At 51.7% G+C, this 23,535-nt stretch carries 7 protein-coding genes; 2 read left to right on the forward strand and 5 right to left on the reverse strand.

The features are described 5' to 3' along the window. Positions 1–211: 211 nt before the first annotated feature. A complete protein-coding gene (locus KP014_RS17670; RefSeq protein ID WP_036605249.1) occupies positions 212–2,281 on the reverse strand; it encodes a serine hydrolase domain-containing protein in 2,070 nt (689 codons plus the stop codon). 535 nt (positions 2,282–2,816) lie between these two features. Here KP014_RS17670 and KP014_RS17675 point away from each other — a divergent pair. Continuing rightward, positions 2,817–3,785 carry a cation diffusion facilitator family transporter gene (locus tag KP014_RS17675; RefSeq protein WP_036605250.1) on the forward strand — a complete coding sequence of 323 codons (969 nt, stop codon included), beginning with the start codon at positions 2,817–2,819 and terminating at the stop codon, positions 3,783–3,785. A 178-nt stretch (positions 3,786–3,963) separates the two neighbouring features. Here the strand turns inward: KP014_RS17675 and KP014_RS29405 are convergent, their stop codons facing one another. The 3 genes from KP014_RS29405 to KP014_RS17690 all read right to left on the reverse strand — a co-directional run bounded on the left by KP014_RS29405 (position 3,964) and on the right by KP014_RS17690 (position 20,539). Continuing rightward, positions 3,964–4,299, reverse strand: a complete 336-nt coding sequence (locus KP014_RS29405; protein ID WP_139210525.1) for a hypothetical protein — start codon at positions 4,297–4,299, stop codon at positions 3,964–3,966. A 35-nt stretch (positions 4,300–4,334) separates the two neighbouring features. Then, positions 4,335–12,101, reverse strand: coding sequence for a SpvB/TcaC N-terminal domain-containing protein (locus tag KP014_RS17685; RefSeq protein ID WP_090833678.1), 7,767 nt, complete (start codon positions 12,099–12,101; stop codon positions 4,335–4,337). A gap of 80 nt (positions 12,102–12,181) precedes the next feature. After that, positions 12,182–20,539: a Tc toxin subunit A-related protein gene (locus KP014_RS17690; protein ID WP_036591204.1), complete on the reverse strand. Its 8,358-nt coding sequence runs from the start codon at positions 20,537–20,539 to the stop codon at positions 12,182–12,184. Positions 20,540–20,701: 162 nt separating this feature from the next. On the opposite strand from KP014_RS17690, the gene KP014_RS17695 reads away from it, so the two are divergent. After that, positions 20,702–22,747 carry a helix-turn-helix domain-containing protein gene (locus KP014_RS17695; protein WP_090833679.1) on the forward strand — a complete coding sequence of 682 codons (2,046 nt, stop codon included), beginning with the start codon at positions 20,702–20,704 and terminating at the stop codon, positions 22,745–22,747. A gap of 101 nt (positions 22,748–22,848) precedes the next feature. On the opposite strand, the gene KP014_RS17700 is transcribed toward KP014_RS17695, so the two are convergent. Continuing rightward, a complete protein-coding gene (locus KP014_RS17700; protein WP_036600729.1) occupies positions 22,849–23,535 on the reverse strand; it encodes a transaldolase family protein in 687 nt (228 codons plus the stop codon).

Genomic DNA, 23,535 nt, shown 5'->3' on the forward strand with positions numbered 1-23,535 from the left:
ACTTCTATTTTTGTAAAATCGGATCATGTTCTTATCTATACGGAATAAACTCTTTTTGGTTACCAAATCGTTATGAGGGATATAGCCTGACCAATCGCGATAACAGAAAAACCGCCGTTTACCCAAAACAAAGCGATTCCATTTCGGGGACGGCGGCTTTCTAAGCCAAATTTATTCTATTTTCCAAAAGTATGATCAGTCCGTAAGCAAACTACTTCTCCAATGTAATGCGGAATACAGTGCCGGCATCGCCTGCAAATACAATCGTTCCATTTGCAGGCAAAACCACTTTATTATTGCGGCTGATTACGGTGTAGCTCACGCATTTTCCCTGGGCGTCATACACCGCATAAGCGCCTTTCGCTGGCGTTGCGACAGTCATCTTCTTACCGGCGGCGGCGGAGGGAACTCTGTACCATCTGGCGTTGCCATCGGCTTGCACAGTAACCGCTGAATGTTTCCCCGCAAATAGCGGCTTTACGATATCCTCACTGACATACAAGCTTCCAGCGGCTTCAAGGTACTCAATCCCGTCTTTTGTGTAAAAACGGTATTCAGCTGTATCCCGACTTCCTATCGCAGGAATTTGATGCTGGCTCACAGCCGTATTCGGACCTGTAATTTTTTTATCCATTAAATAGCCCTGAAGATCGTCCGCCCGGGTGATCTTGAGCGTCGGCATAATCATGTAGATGACCGAACTGAACTTCTCGCTTACAGGGTAATAGGTTTTGCCTTCCCGCTTCGCCCATGCCTCAGCTGTCTCTGTGGATATTGAGTTAGATTCGAGCTTCTCAGCTAAATACTGAGACATGGCCTGTTGTCCCAAACCCGGAATGGTCGCATATTCTCTGAGCCAGAGGTAGGTACGTCCATTTTTTTCAGTTACAAAACTGACCTTCGCGCTGCCCTCCTGGTTAACAAAAGTCCCCTCCGATGTATACACAAACTTCTGCTCCGGATATCCAGGCATACTCGGAACCGATATGGACAGTATCCCATCTTTGATATCAATTTTAACCAGTTGGTTGAGGGTACCATAATAGCCCGCGTTCTTCATGACATCATTGGACATATTGGCTTTAACCGGCGTGCCAAATGATTTCCCGGGTTTGATGTCTTTGATCGTGCCCTTCTCTTTTATTGCCTGAAGAAGCAGCTCACTCGCCAGCATCTCGTTCAACGAGCTGCTGCCGCCCGACGACAGCACTGCCGCAGCCATGTTCTGCTCAGGAAGGACAACAAAGGAAGCATGATACAAAATCGTATCTCCGCCTTTACTTAAACCCTTCATTCCATAATCGTTAAACGGAAACAACCTTACACTGTCCCAGCCAAGCCCAAAGTCAATCGAGTTGTCGGCATCTTGGGGCCACAGCCCTTTTTTGTATTCCTCCTGCTCCATTGCACGGACCGCCTCGTCCGAGAGAATACCGTCCTTCTGTCCCGTGAATATTTGTGAGAATTGTACCAGATCTTCTGCGGTGGAATAAATTCCGCCCGCTCCAATTGCATTAACCGTTTCATTCGGCAGCTGCTTCTCAAAAGGCGGATAATAAAGAGCGGCCAGTTTGCCTGGTTCCAGTACGTCCTGCGGTGTCTTCGTATGGTCCATTTCTAGCGGTCCGGTAAAATATTGATGGATGAATGCGGTAAAATCCGTGCCGCTAACTCTCTCAACAAGAATCTCCGCCAGCGTGAATCCGTCATTGCAATACACGGAGAAGGCGCCCGGGTCCGCTTTTAAGCTCTGGGTAGACAATTGTTCCAGCAGCGTATCGTGCGCATACGTGTCTTGATCATTGAACAGAAAAGCATTTCTCAGACTGGTGCCTTGCAGGCCAGAAGAATGGTTTAGCAGCATACGCGGGGTAATTTGCTTATAACGTTCGTCCTTCATCTTGAAATCAGTTATGTACTGCACCAAAGGGGTATCCAAATTGATCTTCCCTTCGTCTACCAATTTCATGACAGCGGCGGCCGTAAACATTTTACTCGTCGATCCAATGCCATACATGGTATTCTTACTCAGAGGGATTTTCCCTGCCTTATCGTTCACCCCCGTCTGTCCCGACACCTTAATCTCGCCGTTATCAATCAATGCATACTGGACGCTGACCGTACCGTAATTTTTGGTTAACAGCGCCGCCTTTTCAGAAGCGAACTTCTCCAGTGCCTGATTAGTATCGACCACTTTGCTGCTGGACGCTATCGCCTCCGTTGGGACAAGCGGAGTCAGTGCAATTACGGCCGTTAATAACCAAACCAACCTTTTCTTCATTGAAATACCTCCTTTGATAGTAAACTATGATATAGTACGAATTAATAGAAGAAATGGTTCAGTTTACCATGAAAAAAGCATATTCCTTCCTAAATACCTACTTCTGTAAAATGCCCCCCTTTTTTTCAGTCCTTGAAGCATGCTGATTCTTGTCTCACATTGGCAAGGGGCATAAATTCTTGTCTTTTGTTCAGTACAAGAACTTGTGCCCACAAAAAAAGCCGCGCCCAGCGCGGATTCCAATAAGTATATGTTCTTGTCCTTTTGCTTCCAAAGATACATAACACGACCCGTGCAGAGAAAACCGCCATTTATCCTTGATAATTTTCATCGGCAGAATGCTTTTGTGAAAATGTACGATTAGTTTTCACGAGGAGTCTATTTTTATTTGACCCGGATAAAATTTAAAAGTATAACTCTGATATGGTGCTCGCCTATTTTTTACTATCCAAATATTACCTTGCCTTTTTGCTGGAAGTAAACGTATATTATATATGAATGATTGCTCATATGTTTACACAAAGGGGAATTCGTTATGGGAAAACAACAGCATGCTCACCAACATCATGAACAAAATCATGACAACGTAAATAATCATTCTACTCATGATCATCCCCATGATCCCGGGCATCATCATGACCCGGGCAACAAAGCAGGACTAATGATCGCATTTATTATTACGACCGGTATCATGCTGCTGGAGTTTTCTGGAGGTCTTCTTACCGGCAGTTTGGCGCTGTTATCTGATTCGGGCCATATGTTAAGTGATTCAGGTGCACTTGCGTTGAGCCTGCTTGCAATGTGGCTTGCAGCGAAACCCGCCTCATCCAATAGGTCATACGGTTTCCTTCGGTTTGAGATTTTAGCTGCGCTGCTTAACGGCGTGAGTTTGTTTGTCATTGCGGGCTTTATTATCCGGGAAGCATACCAGCGTTTCCTGGAACCGCCCGTGGTGCAAAGCGGATCGATGATGCTGATCGCCTTCATTGGATTGATTGCCAATATGCTTAGCGCCTGGTTCTTAATGCGCAAAGGGGATGTGAAAGATAACATTAACATTCGCAGCGCCTACCTCCATATCCTCAGCGATGCGATTGGTTCAGTGGGTGCCATCATTGCCGGCCTATTGATGCTGCTATTCTCCTGGTACGTGGCCGACCCTATCATCAGTGTTATTGTTGCTCTGCTTATTCTCAAAAGCGCCTGGGGCGTCGTACGATGGACAGTTCATATATTAATGGAAGGAACGCCGATCGCAATTGACCCAGGTAAAGTGAAACAAACGCTGTTGAAAATCCAAGGGGTTAAAGATGTGCATGACCTTCACATTTGGACGATAACCTCAGGGCATGATTCGCTAACCTGCCATTTCGTAGTCGATGAGCAAGCTGACAGTCAAGAGATCCTGCAGTCAGCTATCAAGCGTATCGAAGAAACGTTTAGGATTTCGCACATAACGATTCAAATCGAGACATCCAGTTTCCAGCATACGTCATGCGATTGAGCTAAAACAGCCCCCTCGTTGGCACAAATGGTCAAGGCAGGTTGCGATATGCTACTAAGCCTAGGATTTTACATCTACAAAACGAAAAAGCTGCCGGTTGCCCCGGCAGCTTTTTAGCAGTTCATTGAACTAATACAGCGCCGGTGCCTCTGCACCTTCACGCCTCGACCAGCATCCGTTAGGTAAGTCGGTCACCAGTTGCCATCGGTGCTGACCGAAAGGTCCCGCCAAGCATTGAGCTCGCCCACTCCACTGCATCCGAACCCGCCACGAACGATACCGGCGGCATGTTTATGCCACGGACTTGGGACACAAAGCTTGCACAGTCTTCAAGTTCTTTTCTGGACTCAGGCATGGGAAGAAATTTATGATACAGTCTTATTTTACGTAAAACTTCATGCAGGTCCTGATCCAAATTGGGATTGCGAAGACGATCGCTTAATATGAGAAAGAAGTCCTCGATCCGCTCCCTCTGCTCCATTTGAACGGTAATTCGGGAAACATAAGGCAACATCCTTTTTTGAGCACATCGTTCTACGCGCCTTTCTTTTATTCAAATAATTCCGCCAGCTTCCAGCCGATGGTCTGCGTATAGGCAGGCTTGGATGGATCGCTCCACAGCTTGGAAGCGGTGTTGTCAATGGCTGACAAGCCCTTGGAAAGGTCTGCTCCGACTGCTTGCAGTCCGTCGTTGATCAATCCGCCTGCGCCATAACCTGCCGAGAATGCCATGCCGACTGGTCCGGCGAATCCGGCCAGACCAGCCAATGTATCGGCACTCTTCTGGAATCGCTCACCGCCCGTTTTGGCTGTAGTGGCTGCGTAGGCGTCACCGGCAACAAACGCTGCGCCGATGACAGGCATCACTTTGCCTGCTTTGGAAGCAACCTTTGCCAGCGGTTCCAGCGCCTCGACTCCTTTTTTCAATACGCTTCCGGTCTTGGCTGCAAGCCCCGCAACGGGCTTCAAAGCATCGGCCCCTTTCTCTACCGCTGATCCCATTTTGGCGGCCAAGCCTTTGTTTTGCATCATTTTTTTCCATACATCCGCAAATTTAGCCTCCAGCTCATGCAAACGGAAATGACCGGTGCCTTTGACTCCCGCCTGGCCTGTCGTCATAATCAATCCGCTCGCATCCAGCGCATCATGAGGCATTTCCGCCAAGCCTCCTCCAAAATGGTGAAGCTGTACGCCTTTCATCGAAATGCCCGCCTGCTCCGCCAGCTTTCCGAAGACCGTCCGAACCTTTGAATAGGTTTCTCTGGCGTAATTAATTGCCGTTCCTTTCTGGCGGTTGGAGCCCATACCTTTCGTATTTTTTAAATGCTCCACTTTGTCACGGAACAGCTTCATCAGTTCGTTAGGGGATTTCCCTTGGAACTCCTTTCCCAGTACCTCGTTGACCGCTTTTCCCCACATGTCTGACATCTTTTGGTTGATGGGGTCGCCAAGGAATCCGATATCCACATTCGGGGGCTTCAGCTCATTGGTTCCGTTCGGATCGATCAGCTTGACCGGATTGGATGAAACGTACCGGTACAAATTGGTCCCGTCGATCAACAGCTTCGGATCGCAGCTGATCCAGCGCGTCAGCCAAGAGGCATAATATCTTGAACCATGATACTGCAGCCCGCTCTCTTCATCCCGCTCTTTTCCGGTATACCGATACCGCTTGGGCGCCTCGTTCTGGTTTCGAACCGATTGAAAGGATGTGCTTCCGTAGGGCGTAAACTCTTCATAGGAGATGATTTGCCCTAAATGATCCAGCTCCAGATGGGCGGAGCCAAGATGGTTCCCTATTTGGTAACGTATAAGCCGGGCGGGCAGATCCTCCTGGCCTTTCGTACGGGTTTCGATCATTGCCATGCGCTGATTTCCATCCATAATATGCAGGGACTCCCGCTCGAACTCTATCGTGCTGCCGTCTCCGGCGAATTCACGGTAAATTTCAAAAGGACCAAAGTAAATCCGCTCCTTCCAGCGGGTAGGCTGCGCCCCGGAAGCCGCCTGCCTCTCCGTTACCTTCCGCACCCGCTGACCGCTTGCATCGTACGCATACCACGTGATTTCCGGCGTCGATCCATCCTCAGCGGAAACAGCCTGCCGGGCGGTCGCCTGAAGCTGATCCAGCTCGTTCCACCGCATGAAGGGCAAATGGGGCATGGAGGTCATATTTCCGCGGATTCCAGCCGATCCCTCGTACTTGAAATGCTCTGCTGATGCACTGGTAGCCGTGCTGCTTAGCCGGTTGCTTACCTTGTCTGCCTGCAGAAGACTCTGCTCCTGATAACCAAAGCTCCGGGTCCATCCCGGGTGGGCCGGGTCACTGCCGCGATGCTGCATGGCGAGCAGATTGCCGACAGCATCGTATATATACCGTTCAATGTAGGTCCCCATCGCATTTCCATCGGAAGGATGGGCATGCCGGGAATGGAATTCGCTCAGGGCATCCGGCGCAGTCGGGGCTGCCGGGAGTCCTCCTATCTGTCCAAGATGCTCTCTGCCCGTCGCTTCAACCAACCGGTTCAATGCGTCATAAGTATAATGGGATGCCGGTTCCACCCGCCGGTTGCGGAAAAAGATATTTTGCTGCGCATCGTCCCGAATGCAGATGATATTGCCGGTAGGATCATAAGTATACAGCAAGTCTTGCAGCCCGCAGCCCGGCCAACCGTTCAGGGGCGGCGAAGGACAATCCTCGGGATAATCTTGCTGGCCCCGAATGGTGCGCATCCGGATCAAACGATACGTAAACGGATCATATTCGAGCAGGGACTGTACCCCGTTTCCATAAGACAAGCGGGTACGCTGTCCTTTTGCATTGTAATCAATATTGGCTACAAAGGGGGTCCAGATTCGTTCCCCGTCCAGGCGCTCTCCCCGTAAATTTGCGTCAACAGCGTTCAATAGATTGGCTTCATTATAAGATGGACGGATGACACTGGAATCGGGAGCCGTAATTTCAACCGCTCGGTTCAGTGCGTCGTAACGGGTAGAAGTCTCATAGCTTTCCGCTTCCAGCAAGACGTCCGATGCCCAATTGAGCGTCGATTTATATTCAGAAGCGAGCTCCCGCTTGCTATGAAGCAGATTCCCTTTAAAGTCGTATTCGTCACTCGTGAGCAGCCCGGCCTGATCGTAAGACAAGACCTTTTTCCCGCGCTGATTATTCAGTTCCGGGTCCGGCAGCGACTCGCCGTACACGATGCGGCCCGTCATGGCCAAGGGGGCTTCACCGGCACTATGATAAGACTCGACCGCACGTCCCAGTGAATCGTAAACCGTCCGGCTTTGTACGTCGCCGCTGCTCCAAGAGCGGATCGGTCTCCGTCCGACGTCATACAGGGTCCATCGTTCTCCGGCCTCCATGCTGGATTCACGAATGGTCGTACTCAGCATGTCATAGGCGCTGCGCATGACGGTCCGGCCGGCGGCGTCGATCACTTCAAGCGTATTCCCCTCCGTATCGTATACGGTGCGGCTTTCAAAAAGCTCCTCCTCCGGCGGTGCATCAGAGGGTGAATCGCTTCGTTTACACTTGTAATGCTCAACGGTAAGAAAAGCGCGTCCCAGTGAATCGAAATACGTCGTTGCCGGTGTGTTCGCATGAACGCTTGCTTTTAAAGCCGCTTCCTGTTCATAGGGACCCAGCAGACCTTCCGCTCGCTGTTCGTACCATGTAGGCATTAACTGCGCTTCCGGCAAACGCCGGAAGAAATCGCCGACATCCACATCGTTGACGGGATCTAACAGCAGCGTATCGCTTCCATTCCACGAGGATTGCTTCCACGGATCATAAATTTGCTTCTCCCATGTCCTGTCCGGAAACAATACAGCGGCAACACGGCCTATCGGGTCATAGAAATGTACAGGACTGACGCCGATTTGGACGTCGTAATCGAACTTGTGGGTGTCCGTAAAGAATGGCTCATATTTGCGGACAGGCTTTCCTTTATTGTTATACACCGTCCACCCGGAGCCCACCCAGCGGGGAGACACCTCTTCTTGACTCAGAACGGGCTGGCCGCCCACCGTTATGATTTGTCCCGATGCAGGATCTTTTAAGGGAACCGGACCGGGCTCCGCCTGAATTTTCTTCTGGATCTCTCGGCCAAAGCCATCGGAATAGACTAAGCTGTAATGAACACCCGTCAGTTCACCGGCTCCCAAATCGGCATCGTGGGTCAAGCGCGACAGAGTACAAACGACGGGCGGATCGGGAATGGCTTCATCCTTGGTGCGCATATACGCGAACCAGTCGTAGATGAGACGGCTCGTTGCTTGTAAGAGCACAGCATGAGGATCTGCAAGAGGCGTCTCCAGTTGCATTAGCGACTCTGCTTCCGATAATTGCGCTGCAAACCCCTGGAAGGAATCTCCCCGGCTTGGCTGCTCCTCCGGCTTACCCATAACAGCCGAACCGGAGACCATGCCAAGGGCATCATAGACAACAGCGGAGCAGTTGCGGTTGGGATCCATCACAAGCGCAGGCTTCAGGACGCGATAGTCATGACCGCTATAGACCGGTTCCACAGCCGGGTCCGTGTGCCGCTGACCGACGGTCATGCGGTTCCCGAGCGGATCGCAAGTTTCCGTCACCAACAGATTGTAGCGGTCATAACGAACGACCGTCTCCGCGTGTTGCTCCTCCCTGTGCAGGGGATCTCTGAATCGCTGCGGCAGGAAGAAATGCCGGAATGCATAGGTGAGCTCCTCCTCCGGAGCATCAGACGAACTGGATGAATAGAACACTTGCCCGGACGGTATCCAGAAACCGGACTCTCCCTCGAGCCGGACATATCGTCCTTCGTCCAGCAGCATTTCTTCCTTTGCCCGTCCCCCATAGGCCGCTTCCAGCAAACCGGGGGTAAAGGCAAGCTTATAGCTGCTGTAAGGCAGCGCCAAGGCTTGCAGCTTCCCTGCAGGCAGCGGACCTGTCAAGTCGTCACGGCGATACAAGGTCTTCTCGCGCTCGATCATGCGGACGTTTAACCCGCCTTGTGCGGAGTCACCGCTCACCTCGTAGTCGATAAGGGCCGCGCCCGCCCACGCCGCCTCCAGCTCGTATATGTGAAACCGGTGCTGGCCGGGCTGAAGCAGCAAACCGGTCAACTCATAGCTCCGGGATTCACAAGGAAGAGGCGCATGATAGTCATCCGCCTGTACGACGGGCTCGGTATAATGATTTTCGGTTAACACCACCGTCAGCTTGCTCTGCTCAGTTTGGTGCTGAAGCTCGAGCTCCGGGTCCGGCTGCCTGCGGCCATAGCTTACGACGGCGAGCTTCGTTTCGTTCCCGTAGTCATCCGTTTCCATAACGATGGAATGAAGCGTTCGCGGATCTTTCGGGTTTCTCTCATAATGACAGGTGATCTGCTCGCGGGAATGTGAAGCGAAAACCGCAGATCGCTTCCCCTGCTTGGCTTGAAGCAGCTTAACTGTATAATTATGCTCTGTGACGGTGTAAGGATGGTCTTCCCTGCCGGAACCGTCCAAAGCATAGACTTCCTGTCTCAGCAGCAAACCCTTGAGGGCGCGGCAAGCTTCCCGCTCCTCATCCGGCGATAATCCTTCCGGCAGAACGGATTCTTCCAGAAGAGGCCGCGGCTCTAGATCCCCCGTCTCATCCGGTTCACGATAATACTCGTTCTTGGCAAAATAGGCAGTCAAACGATCGCGGTCCAGGCAGGCTCCGGTATGATACCAGGTACGTGTTAATACCGGTGGAATATGAGAGTCGTGCGACTCATTCGTCCCTCTGGGAAAGGAATCTGGCCTCCTGCTGCCATATGCTTCCGAATCCCACTGCTCCACAAGTCCGAAGCCCCGGAATTCACGCTCCTCTCCATCAAAGTATCCGTGGCGGTACGCATACCTTGCAGCAAACCGATTGCCGCTTATACGGTCAAAGGTCTCGACTGTTTCAACTACATGAACAGGAAAAGGCAGCTTTGTCACCCATGGATTGCCTTCTCTTTGAGCTGCAAGATAAAACTTAGTAGAAGCGGCGTAATGTATCCGGGTTTCCGCCCCGAGGTTGTTCGCTGTTCGAATAAGCAGTTGCGGCTTTTGCCCGCCGGTTAGGTCGATATAACAGATCGGTCTGCCCATGGAACTATCTAATGTGGACGACCACACCAGACATGAGGTGCCGCTGCCGAGCAAATCGAGGACCGAAACGGAAGCATGGCTGTTCACCGAAGGAAGCCCGTTAATTGCCCGTGGCTTGCTCCACCTGTTGCCGGATTGATTATAATACACGTGAATGTCATCCTGACCCAAGTACAGGATATCGGCCAATCCCGAACCGTCGATGTCCGCGAGCCGAAGACGGTCCGGACGGAAGCTGCCTGGGTGATCAAACCAAGGCGAATCATCCATCGTAATTTTGGCTCCGAAACGCCCATAGCCCAAATTGGGCCAGTAGCAGACTTCGCCGTTTCGAATGCGAACAAGATCGGCTAGACCGTCTCCGCTCATATCCGCGAGAAAGACCGACTTCATTCCGTCCGCTGTCACGAGACGGGGATCGTTATCCCCTTCCTGCACAGGATACACCTGCCTGGCTGCACTGAAACCCTCCTCAGCGAGAGAGGGATACCATGTAAATACATCCTGATCCATAATCAGCACATCGGCATGCCCGTCGCCGTCCAGATCGACGAAGCGCAGGTTCGGGTCGTTAATGGGAATATTAGGCAGATAGGGAAAAGGCTTGAACAAGCTCCACTCCCCCGATTCGGTACGTTCGTGGTAACCGGCTAAAGGTCCGGTAAAGGACGCTGCATTCAACCGGCCGCTGCCCTTCAGATCCAGCAGCTGAAGCCGGCCCCCGGCAAGCTCCCCCATGGCTGGCTTCGAAGCCACTTCCCTCAGAGGGCCGAATTGGCCTTCGCCTTCATTCGGTTTGTAAAACCAGCATCCCGCCTGTTCGGTTAAGATGCCCGATACTCCCTCCCCCTCCAAATCGACCCATTGATAAGAACCGCTTAAACCGGTAGGAAGATTCTCCAAACTGCCCTTTGGAAGCTCCCGTACTTCGTCTTGAATAATTGCTTTGCTGTATTCCAATTCAACCGGCGGCAATGATTTACGGAGATACTTCGGAGCTGCGGCGGCCGTTCCCCGTTCTTCCATCCCCTCACGAATGTATCCGGATTGGGTTACCGAACAAAGGATCGAGCCAAAGCGGGTGCTCCCCGGATGCAACAGCTCTTCTTCAACCGAAGCGGATGGTACAGAAAGGTCGTTATATTCAAAGGATGTGGAACGAACCAGGCAAGGCTCGGGTCCGAGCTCGTCGAATCGGTGAAACATCAAGATCCGGCGGCATCGCCTGTAAGTGCGGATTTCGAAGCCCGCCCGGTAGGAGGAGGTCACATCCGGCCTTACGGACCATGCCCATCCCGGCGTGTCAGAGGCACCCACCAGCTGTTCTCCCCCAATCCCGGGGGGCGCAGGCCCAACCTCTACATAATGGCCTTCGTCATAATCCAAAACAACCTCGAACAACCAGTCCATCCTGGATAAATCAGGCTCGATTAATCGTGAAGTCCGGTTGCCGTACTTTACGCGCTTCAGATACCGGGCGGCTCCCCGTTCCCGGTTCTGTTCGCTGGCCTTGGTCCAATCGACATTTCGGCCGTCTTCTGCAACATACTCGTAAACAATGGCGTTGCCTTTACTGTCATAGCTCTCGCTGATACACCATGAATAAATATGGTGTTCATTGCCAGGATTGACAATTCGGCTGGACGAAGTCTTTCCGTAGAGCGTCGTAATGTTGTCACGGCTGATCGTGCGCCAATGCATCTCGCCGCTTGATAGGCTGGACCACTGTTCAATTCGGGTGAATAATCCCTCTGTCCGCGGCCGGTAATACCGGATTCGGTAATCCCCGTTCGTCTCAGCGGCTCCTTGAGGAGGAACGTTAAGAGGTATAAGGTCCTCCGCTCCCGATAGAAGAAAGACATCGGAGTCCTCCGAGTCGTTATACTGAGGCAAGCCTTTATCGCTTTTTCTTGTTATGGAAGGCAGATTCAGCTGCCAACCAAGCCCAAATATGCCGTTACCCGATCCGGAGCTGTAAGCAAGCGTAAGATCCGGACCGAAGCCCGCTCTGCCAGCGCTTGTGAAGACCGGTATATTGAAGGAGGCTGTTCCGGTTGCCGGCTGAACGGAGAACTTTTCTCCGATCCCTCTCATGGCCCCTCCGCCTTTCGGCAGGGAAACGGAAGGCGCCTGCATGCCCCCGCCGGATTGCTTCGGGCCGGCAGAAGAAGACGTTCTGCCCGGTGTGGCTGACAATCCCGACATTTAGTTCACTCCTCTCGCTTGAAACATGCGAAGCAGCCAATCCATGTGCCGCCCCGCATGTCAATTGCCGCCGCACGGATTTATTCTGCTTTGTAGCGAATCACAAACCACAGATCTTCAAGCATCTGACTGTTTAACCGGTCATGGATTTGACTTTCCGCCGTTACCCTGACCCGATAAGTCTCAGCCAGCACGGCAATGTCCTCCTCTGCCGCGGCAATGGTCCACTCGCCTAGACTGGAGGCTGCTCCTTCCACAATGCCGTGCGGTACGCCGCCAAAGACCGGGTCGCTGAGCAGCTCAGCTGACATCATATCCGTCCGGTTCGGCGCATATAAACTCAGCCGCAACGGACTGCCGGCACTGTAAGCTTGGGCATCATCCTTCCACTTCACGAACAGCTCCACATCGGTGATCTGGACCGTTTTTCCTCTTTGCCGGTAAGGAAGAAATTGTTCGGTTAATGTGATCCGCAACCTTTGCCCGTCCTGTGCTTCAGACGGGTGCAAAAAGCGGTGCCATTCCGCCGAAAACTGGGTTCGGCAAGGCAACAACAGCACGCGGTTCTCCTGCATGCCCGCCTCGACCACCTCATTCATTACAGCGGCTCTCAGCCCCTCCCCGCCTTCTCTAGCGGTGTACCGCATATGAAGGATTACATCGGCAATGGTATCTGTATCAAAGCTGTTGCATGCCTTCGGAAGCGTCAGCTTCCAGCGGCTGACCGCTCCGGCGCCTTCAAACGGAAGGTACCGCTCATCCCGGAGGTTCGTTTCGAACATGCCGCTGTCATTCTGGGCGCTGCTTGTTGTGATGGCTTGATTGAGCCCGTACTGATCCAGGAAACGTCCATCCTCGGACGATTGACGCGCATATTTCCCGCTTGACAGCTGAGCGCTTTTCCGGATGGAGCTCTGCAGCAGCGTCAGTGTACAATTGACGCTTGCGTATGGCCCGGTCACGCAAGGAATGGATAAGCCCACCGATTTGATTCTTCTATTGTAATGACCGGGGTAATCCATATCGAGAAACCGTTCCGGAAGTTCGATAAAGCATTCTCCTGTCTCTTTAAGCTGAATTAAAGCGATCGGATCAAGCAGGGCAACCGATATGTGCCTGGTTAACTCATATTCGCGTTTGTTCAGCTCCAGGTATGCCAGGCTGAGCCGTTTCAAGTCGGCCATCAGCCTTTCACCAGCAAATAGACCTTTTTTCATGCTGTCCCAATGACCAAACTTGATAAAGGTTTTGTCTGTGCCGAGTTCAAACTGGAAGGCACGTTCCGCCCGTTTCGCTGTATCATAGGCGAGCTGGTAGCTCCGGAAGAACAATGCCGAGGTTTGGGCAACCATCCAGTCATACAGCTCCGTATTGGTAAATTTGCTTTGCATCGCCTTATGGACTTCCATGGTGTTCTTCGCTTGGAGCTCTTGATTTTTCAGCTCCCTTTCCGCGATGGACAACCGGATCTCAGCTGCAACGATTTGCTTTTCCAGCTGCCGCAGTTCCATTTTGGCCATTTGGGCCTGATGCTGCCATTCCACGTAACGGCGTACATATCCGGCAATAGTTCCGCTGCGTCCGGCTTTATAGTTATCCTGCATGGACAAATGATTCAAATACCGGGCATAAGCCTGAAGACCAGTTGAAATATTCGATCCCCCGAGCTGGGCCGTAAGGACTGGACTGGCGATGCCGGAGGTCCCGATGGTGATGTTAGGAATCTGCGTAGCCAGCTGGGCGGCGATTTCGTAATGCATGATTTGCTCGGAACGTTCATTCGCTTCCTCCAGCTTCTTTAATTGGTCGACTTCCAGCGCAATGGTATAGGGTTGTTTCAGATAATACAGCTCCCTCTCCTTCACCATCTCCCTCTGGCGATACAGTGCTTCAAGTGCCTCCCTGCTCTCCTCCGCCTGTTTCCGCTTGATATCGATCACGGCATGATGCATGGTAACCTCATGGCTGGAACGAAGAATCGACAGCTTCTCGGAGTCCCGCTTCTCAAGAGCGGTTAACAGCGCAGCTCCATAAGCCTTCACTTCCCCGCAAAGCTCTTCCGCTTTGTGGGCCATCGTCTGATACCGGTATTGGGGAAGCGGTCCGTTCACTTCCTGGATGACACCGCCTACGTCCAGCCCGGCAGAGGCCGCCCGGGTCAATAACCCCGGGTCAATAGGCGCCTGGAATAAGGACAGCTGTCTGACCGTTCCGTCGATGCTCATACTGTTGCGGATTTTAAAGAGCCTGTCGGCAACGGTGTCCCAATAGCCCAGTAATTTATCGTTCGGCGGAATGCTGAAATACAAGGCGCTTCCTAACGACTGCAATCCAGGGCCCGCGCTCTCTCCGCCAAATGCATACGAAGCGGATGGCATCCAGTTCTCCAACTGCACGAGAGCATTGGAGAAGGAATCCAGTTCAGGCTGAAGGTCCGTAAAGGATTTGGGTTCCATTTGGGGGCGTGAGTTACCGGAACGCCGGCGTTCGCCGAGCAGTTCCCCTGCAAGCAGATACAGCTGGGTTGCCTCGTTAATGGATTCAATCGTGTCCTGCCGGAATAATTGGTCGGCCCACGCAATCAGGTTATCCAAATATTTCATGACCACCAGCTTCTGATAAGAAGAAATCCGGATACGGGCAATCAGATGCGGGTTGAACGGATTGCTCTTCCACGCGGCAATTAGCTTTTCGAACTCCAGTTTACGGTTTAGCGTCCCAGGATCTGTCCCCTCATAATGCAGGAGCATCATATATTCCCGCAGGGTCGTTGTCGCATCGTTTTGCCGGAAGGGCAGCAGCTTCCAATATCCTTTCGTCTCCGGAGAGGAGGAATCCGTCGGGTCGAAGATATAGTGAAACCACCGCTGGGCTTCCTCAAACTGCTGATTTTTACTTAACCGGTCGGCCAGCAGTAAAGGGGTGTGGAAAAAGATTTCCCAGTTATATACGGAGTAAGGTCCGTATACCGTAAAGTCCACATTTTCCTTCGGAAACGGACGACTGACGCACCCGGTAAAACCGTACTCGTTCGGCTCGGTCAACGGTTGATACTCAGCTTCAAAGAATTCCTCCTCCATGCTCTGGGTTTGAGCGCTGAGCAGGCCGTCAATTCCCTTATTGTTCAGCTTCTCGACAAAGGCGGTGACATAGGGGTGAAAGGCCGTATGGAACAGCAGATAGCCGCCGCCATATGGCGAAGTGAGCGATAGTCCAAACCCGCCAGCCAATAGTCTGTTATCTTCGAGCAGCGAGGTTTTATACGGCGATGAAGTGACGAACAATACACGCTTCGCATCCTGATAAAAGTACGGACGGCTGCCATCAAACCACAGATTGTTTTGCGGAAAGACAATTTTATAAGTGTCGTTGTGGTAAATGGTATCCTCCCTGTTGTAGCTGCCGTTATTGTCATCAATCGGAATGACGACACGGCCGGAGCCTTCGTTAAAAGGCCTGATGGCATTGTTGTATACATCCGTCGCATCCGGCAGAGGGAAGCGCTTGCCCTGTATCCCGGAATACACCGGATACACGTTCACTTTTCCATCCGGATTATTCAGTTTGAAATAGAACAACGTCGAATACAGGGAATACCCGTTATAATGAATGATTGCCTCGATAATCAAGCTGTTCTCCTCGTCAATATAGGAGTGAAAGGCAATATTTTCTTTGTTTTGCTGCCCTGTCATATCCAGATTGGCATTCGTCACGGTCTTGGGGGACCAGCTTCCAAAACGGTATTCACTCCACGCCAGCCCGACCTGCAGGAACTTTTGCGGCTTCTCCCCCGATGGATTCAGCACATCCGGCGTTTTGGCCTGTTCCTTGAAGATCGGCCAGAACAGATAGAGACGGCTTTTGTACAAGACCGGTATAAGATGCTCCCCTTCAATGTCGGTGTCGACCTTCTCCCAGGCTGTCCATGACAAACTGTTCTCAAACCGCCGGTAATAGTAAATATGCGGACTGTTCTGCGTCCGTCCGAACACATGAAGGATATCCGTAAAAATGCCGTTACCGTGATCCTCATATTGATGGTACATGGCTATGATATCGAGCCGGGACACCTGATCCAGCTTCTTCATGTAATTCATAAAAGAGGCCTCGGCCCGTTCCAGCTTCGCTTCGTTCTCCATAAATTCTTTCTGCAGCTCGTTGAAAAATGGAGATCTATTATCGCGCAGCTCCGGCTCCAGCCAGTTTTCCGGATAGAGGAATATTTTTCGGTTGGCCTCCCATACCCGGTAGTTCCGGATTTTTTTCCAATCCTCCTCCGCCTCGTGCGACAGGTGAATACCCGGCTCCAAATTCATGAGACAACGCTGAACAAACAGCTGTACGGACGAAATGGCCTGCTTGATCCGGGAGGTCTCCTGCATGGCGCCCATTTCCACGTCGATGAGGAAGTAAGCAAACAAATCGTCTGTCCTTTTCGTGTAATAGAAATCATGTTTCAGGCATGCGGACAGAGCCGAACGCTGCTTCTCGCGCAAGCGGTTCCTTAGTGATTTGGCGACGGACAACCATTGCTGCTCGCTGGATTTAGCTTTTAGCGCCTGTCTGATGCTCCGGACCTCGTTAATGCTTATGCCGGAAACTGTCCATCTCTTTGCTTCGACGGAGGAAACATTGAGCCTTTTCATCAAAGAAAATCCTTCCGCAAGTCTCAAGAGCCATCTCTCATCCCGGTAATCCTGCGGATATTGTAGATGGAGCACATGCAACCCTGCCCACACCTTTATTTCTTCCTTCTTCCAGCCTGTAAGTTCTGCCAGACAGGTAAACAAATCATCCTGGGCTTCCTGTTCCGGTAAACTGCTGTCCGCCAGCTCAAACAGCTTGATCCAATCGCTGCTGCCGAAGGTATAGCGGTCCCGCCAGTCGATAAGCTCCTTGATTCGGGCGATCGAACCGGCATCTATGGACAGATTCCCGGCCGGCTCCAGCGGCACGGCGTCCCAATCCGGCCAACCGGGGCTTCCCGACTTGGAAATGAAGAAATTCATCTCTTCTTCCTGAAGCCCGAGCTTGGTAACCAAAGCAGCTATCTTCACCAGCTTTATGACCGACTGGAATAAGCGGATGAATCCTTCCTTGGTTATAGCTTCTGAGCTGTTGATAAATACCGGGTCCAGAAAGGCGTCCAGCATTTTGAGCTCGGGAGTTGAAGGCACGGTCAGGCAAGCCGTTATCAACGGAGTGATAACCCCGGCATTCAGATTCGTAAACTCGCTGAGCCTCCTTGCTGCGGCAGATTTCCTTAATTCTTCCACGTTCGCAGAAGAATCGGTATCGTCCGCAATTTCAGCCAATTCACTGCGCAGAGTAGCGAGCAATCCCGATATTTCCAATTCGGAGGGAGCGGTTTCCGTCCCCTCATGACGGAGGATATACAGAAGTTCTCCCGCTGAGAAACCCGCCTCGGCCGCGCGGCGAACCAGACGAACAAACGTGGCGGTGTTTTGTACTTTGTCCGCTCCTCCAGTAAAAGGCGCAACCGGGACGAGTCTCATCCAGTCCGTGTAATCGGTGATCGGAAGTCCCATAGCCTTGGCCAATTGGGTCTGAGCGTACAGCAGCGACAGATTGCCGAGCGTTAATCTGTCATCCGGCAAACATACCTCCGCAAGCAAAGAAAGCTCTTCACCAGACAATTGGAACGCGGCCAGCAGTGTCGGTTTATGATCTTTCCAATAGCCGGTGGGATCCGCCAATTCGTCCCTGAAAGGCTCCCGCAGCACAAATGCTTGATCCACCGGCTGGGCTACCGTTTTATTCAGAAACAAACGCTCATACATGCTGGCGGATTGCCCATAAGCGGGGGTAGTTTCTATGCGGTCCCACCAGTAAACCAGGTCCGGCCCGGGAACTTGCAGTTCGTTCGACAGACGAAGCACTTCAGCCAACCTGATAATAAAGTTCTCATTCAATAATTGTCCGCCAAGCGCGGACAGCATATGATCCAGCTGGCTGATCGTCCAATGATTCAGTCTCCGGAGCAAACGGACAAACCGGTGAATGCGCTCCAGCGCATCTTCCGACAGGTTCGCCACAACCGCCGATTCAACAGAGCAGGAGGACTCATCCCTCTCGATGCTCATCTCGTCGGCAGGGTTGATAAAGGATGCGGCCAGCAGTTCTTCCAGTTCTGTAAAAGACAAACCTGTACGTTCCAACAACAGGGGGACCTTGGACATTGCCTGAACCCAGGTTTCAAGCCCGATGTTGCTCTCCGCAAAACCATACTTGTAATACAATCCCCGGCCCTCGGGACGAAGCCCGATAATGATGCTGCATTCTGACGGATAGAGCTTTAAGGTTTCAGCAGCGATAGCCAACTCCGTGCCGGGTGCTTCCGCCGATGTGTTCAAGGGACGGAAGGCTTCCATCAGCCTCTCGCGATACACATTCATTTGCTCCAGATACACGCGGGCCTCTTCATGCCACAGGGAAAAAGGCAGCTGAAACGGGTACACCTTCTGCGACAGCCGGTCATATGCTCCTGTATTCAGATACTCCGGCTGGGCGCTAAGCTCCTCAATGGAACCGGTTGTCCTTGTTGCGGGAACGGCCGTTTCCGGTGAAACCGCGTTCTCTAGCAGTTCGTTAACCAGATCGATATAAGGAAGCGTGATATTCGTATTCTCACAGGACAGTTCCAACTGCCCGATATCCGGACGGCGCTCCAGCAAGACTTGAAGGACTGTACCCTGTGCCGCGGGCATCTTGGACAGCATTTGAAGCAAATCAACGAGATATGCAGCCGGGCTGTATACGGTGCGGCAATGCTCGCAATCGCACCATTCCAGCGCTCCGAACATCTCGCTCCAATCCGGAAGCGATGTGGTCAAGGCGGCGACTTCAGCCGAATTTACAGTAGTAGCGCTAAATTGAACGGATCGGGCGGCTTCCTGAATCTGCCCGAAAAGAGCTAACGCTGTAGAGGTTACGGATGCTGCTCTGCTGTATATATCCCCTGCGATCTCCTCCCCGCCAACTTTTTCCGCATAACCGGATACAAAGGACTCCCTGCTAAACTGAGAAATCCCTAACGAAGAATGAATCCCATCCTCCAAGAGAGATTTCATCGGCTCATAGGACGGAACCAAACGGAAAATCCGCTGCATGCTTTTCAGTCGGTTGGTCAGACGGTTAGCCGTCTCCAGTCCGCTCCGGACTGCTATGTCCCGCTGCTGCCCTCCACCTCGCGCCTGCTTCATGAACGTATCCACAGACGATGTCTTCAAATCAAAATCCGGATGGTCGTCCATGAAGGCGAGCACTTCATCCCGCATATCAAACTTGTCGTCAGTCCTCAGCTTACGTACAACTGCCAGTGAGGGGTACACTTGATCCAAGGTCTGCATGACTTCAGCAACCCAGGGACTTGCATTCTCATTGGTAATCGCTTTCATTTCCTCGAAGCTCTGAAGCGCTTGCCAGTCTCCCTCGTTCCACAAGACGAGCTTGCGCAGATCCGCCGTGGACTCTTGATCCGCCTCATCCAGCTTGTTCAAAATGGCGTTCACAAGAGGCAGCTGCCCTTTTGTCAAAGCCTTCAACTGCAGGACCAGGCGGATTCGGTCGGCATGTTTGGCTAGCTCGGCGTCTTCCTTCAGCAGGGACCATAAGGACTCCGGGTCGCCTTCGTGCCCGAGAACAAGCTCACTGAGTCTTGTTTGCTCTACCCTGCTTAGCGCCGCCGCCTTCAGAAAATCGCCAATTCCGCCCTCCCTGACTCCGGCCCTTAGCCCTTGGCCAGCTTCAAGGCCAGATAACAAAAGCTCCGGCAGCCTTTCCAGAAACGAAGGAATCTCTTCTCTCGACATTACCGAGATCATCCCCTCATCTGCCGCCGATTCCAGAACGGCTTTAAGCTTCGGGGCAGGTATCGATAACAGCTTGGAGAGCTCCAAAGGAAGCAGTTTCCGGGATAAGCCATAGAGAAGTTCGTTCGACAAGCGAAGTTCGTTGGCCGCGGTCCATGCGCGCACATAGTGCTGAATTTGCTCCGGCTCGATTTTGGTTGATTTAGATAAAAATAGTAGGTCCTCTTGAGTTAAGCCCCCCGGATTCTCGCTTTCCAGCGGTCCCGACAAGCTGGTCAAGAGCTTTTCATATTCAGACTGCCGATCATTCTGCTTGAGACTCACGGTTAAATTCACAACTTCCTCCGAACCGGACTCGAAGCGCACCGGGGATTCCGCTGCACACCGGGCGTCTGCTCCATAGACCCGGACCACGAGATTGACTGCTGTGTTGTCCGAGTGATAGAGAATCGTATAACGCCCCTCGTCATCGGTCCAACCTTCTCCGAGCTTGCTTTCGCTTCTGAATTGCTTGTTATAGGCGGCCACCTTGACTTGCTGTGCAGGTTTACCGTTCGTATGTCGGATAACGCCTTTGAGGGTGCATGCATTGCTGACAATATCCATATTGTGCAAATCCTCCTTCAATAAGGATGCTTCTCTTAGTCAGACATAAAATATCATAATTTTTAAATAAGAAATATTATCCTTTTGGATAATATACTTTCGAAGAATTTGGATTTTTCTGATATACTGGATATATAAGGGATTATAGGGGGTGAGTGGTGATTGACCGTCGAAATAAGCAGTCTTGAGGAGAGAGAGTTGCAATTTATTGTAGGCCGAAGTACGGAGGCCGCCGCCTTTACAAGGATGCTGCAAGAGAATTGTGAAAACGCTTGTATGATTTTGCACGTATACGGTACCGGAGGGATTGGCAAGAGCACCTATCTGCGTCTATGCCGCAGGTGGGCACAGCAACTGGATGCCATGTTTGTCCTGATCGACAGCAGCGATTTCATACATACGGAACAAGGCCTTGTTGAAGCCGTATACAAGCAGCTTCCGCTTGTTCCAACAACCGGACATCCGGCATCCTATAACCTAAGCGGGCTGATGGATTACATTTATTTCTTAACCCTGGAACACCGGCTTGTCCTTTCTTTCGACACCTTTGAGGAAATGCCCGAGATGGAATCCTGGCTGCGGGATATCCTGTTCCCGAGGCTCTCCAAGAGAACACTGTTGTTATTTTCCGGACGGTATCCGCTTAAAGGAAGATGGATTGTTTCCCCGGCCTTGCGGGAGCGTATTTGCCAAATGGAGCTGGATTATTTAAACCCTCAGGATCGTATGGAATATTTGCAGAAATGCGGATTGGACAACCCGGAGCTTATGGAAAAGCTCTCGTACAGCACCAGAGGACATCCGCTTTCCCTTTCGCTGGCCGCAGCAGCTTACTCCCCCTCTAGTCCGGCCTTCGGCAACGATTATTTTGATGAGGTCATTGAGCTGTGGCTGCGGGAGGTTCCCGACCCCGAATTACGAAGATTGCTGGATGCCGCTTCGCTGCTTCATATTTTTCATCATGAGCTGTTAGCCTTTATCATGGATGAGGAGGTGTCCTCCAAAGCCTTTAACCGGCTGATCGACCTTTCCTTTGTTCATAAGTCCCAAAGAGGATGGCAGCTTCACGATTTATTGCGCGAATTCATCCGGCTGCGGCTGCAAAAACGGACTCCAGGCTTATATAAACGGCTAAGACAGCGCGCTGCCCAGTATTATGCCGATGCATTGTTAAGCGCACCGTATACGGAGAGGGAATGGGAAGCCGGTGAACTGTTCAGGTATACCGGTATTGGGGTTGCAAGGGCTCTCATGTCCGAACAGGAGCAGCGGTCCTATTATTGGGAAACGGCTACGCCGTCTACTCTTGCGGACGCGGTTGCTTTTGCGAATTGGAGAGAGAATCATATTAAACCAATCAGCGGGGTCGGCGTCGATCCGGAAACGGGAACCTCTTATTCAATCGAATACACCGCCGAGGAAATTCGTTTGCAGATGAAACCGATTGATTTATCTGAGGTGTATGCCCTAGACCCGACTTCGATCAAGCTTCTGCGCAACGAATATGGTCAGACGAAAGCTCTGTTTGTCATCATACCGATCCACTCCAATACGCTGGAATGGCTGGAAGGCGATCCGTTGTGTTCACCGTACCTGAACTCCCTGACCCGGGAGGAAAAAGATAAGCTTAAAGTACTCTCCGAAAGACCGGCAGGATGGTTCATGCGCTGCACTTATTACTCCGATCTGCTCAACCCGGCGATCCGAACGGCAGGCATCTATTTAATCTATTCCTATATGTTTCGTGGTGGAGTTTTCGTTAGTTCGCCTTTTGTCAACGAAATCAGCAGGAAGGCGTATATAGGCTTTGGCTTCCATGAAGTGGAAGGAGCCACCCACTACTACTATGACGGAATCACTCCGACACCCACATATGCAGTGGACACGCGGGGGGCTAAGCTTCAAGATTTCCTGGAGAGGCTGTTTACCCGTGCAGGCCTCGATTGGCAGGGTAAGCGGCATGAGAAGCCAGCTGTGCCAAGCGAACCGGTCAAGACAGGGGTTCTTCAACCGTCTTTGGACGGTGATCATGTATTGACCAAGCGGGAAAAGGAAGTCGCCAAGCTTGTCCTCGCCGGATTCTCCAATTCGGAAGTGGCAAAAAGCCTTTATATTTCGGAAATCACCGTAAAAAAACATCTGAACTCCATCTATTCCAAGCTCGGAATCACCAAACGGATTCAACTTGCCCAAAAGCTCCTGTCCTAAGCGCATCTATACAATCGCAAGAGCTGCCGGTTGATTCGGCAGCTCTTGCGCGGTTCATGGAACTAACGCGCATCGCCGGAACGAATCATGTGTTCGCGCGTCTAGATTTCCTGCAGTTCCAGCATCGTTTTGTTTTTCCCAAAGGCCTCGGTAAAATCATTGTTAAATGCGGTAATAGCATTATCCGTGGCTGGATGCTTGATTAATGCCTCCAACACGTCTGGAGCGGCAGTCACCGAACCAATGCCATGCCGGCAGAGTTCCAGAATTTGCTGCGAATTTTTGAAGCTCGCCGCCAGAACCTCGCTATCAAGTTTATGCATTCGGAGCATATCATGAATATCCATCGCCGCTTTTACGCCGTCCGCACCCATGTTGTCTATCCGGTTAACATAAGGTGCAGTGAATTTTGCCCCCGCTTTTGCCGCCATAAAAGCCTGCATCGGAGTATAGATCGCGGTTGCCGTTACGTGTATACCCTCTTTGGATAGAATGCTGATTGCCTTAAGCCCTTGAGCGGAGACCGGAACTTTTACATATAATCCCTCTCCCAGCCGCTTAACCATATAGTGCGCCTCCTCCACCATCTCTTCGGCGGTCTCGGAAATCACCTGCGCATGCAGCGCCGAACCGGCAGGCAAAAACTCCCGAATCCGAAGTAATTGCTTCATCGGATCATTTTTTTCATTTTTCAATATCGTTGGATTGGTGGTAACGCCATCATATGGGAACAGATCATACATCCGGGTAATCGCTTCAAAATTTGCGGTATCAAGCAGTATAAGCAT

It is taken from the genome of Paenibacillus sophorae (genome assembly GCF_018966525.1).
Lineage (GTDB): Bacteria > Bacillota > Bacilli > Paenibacillales > Paenibacillaceae > Paenibacillus_AQ > Paenibacillus_AQ sophorae.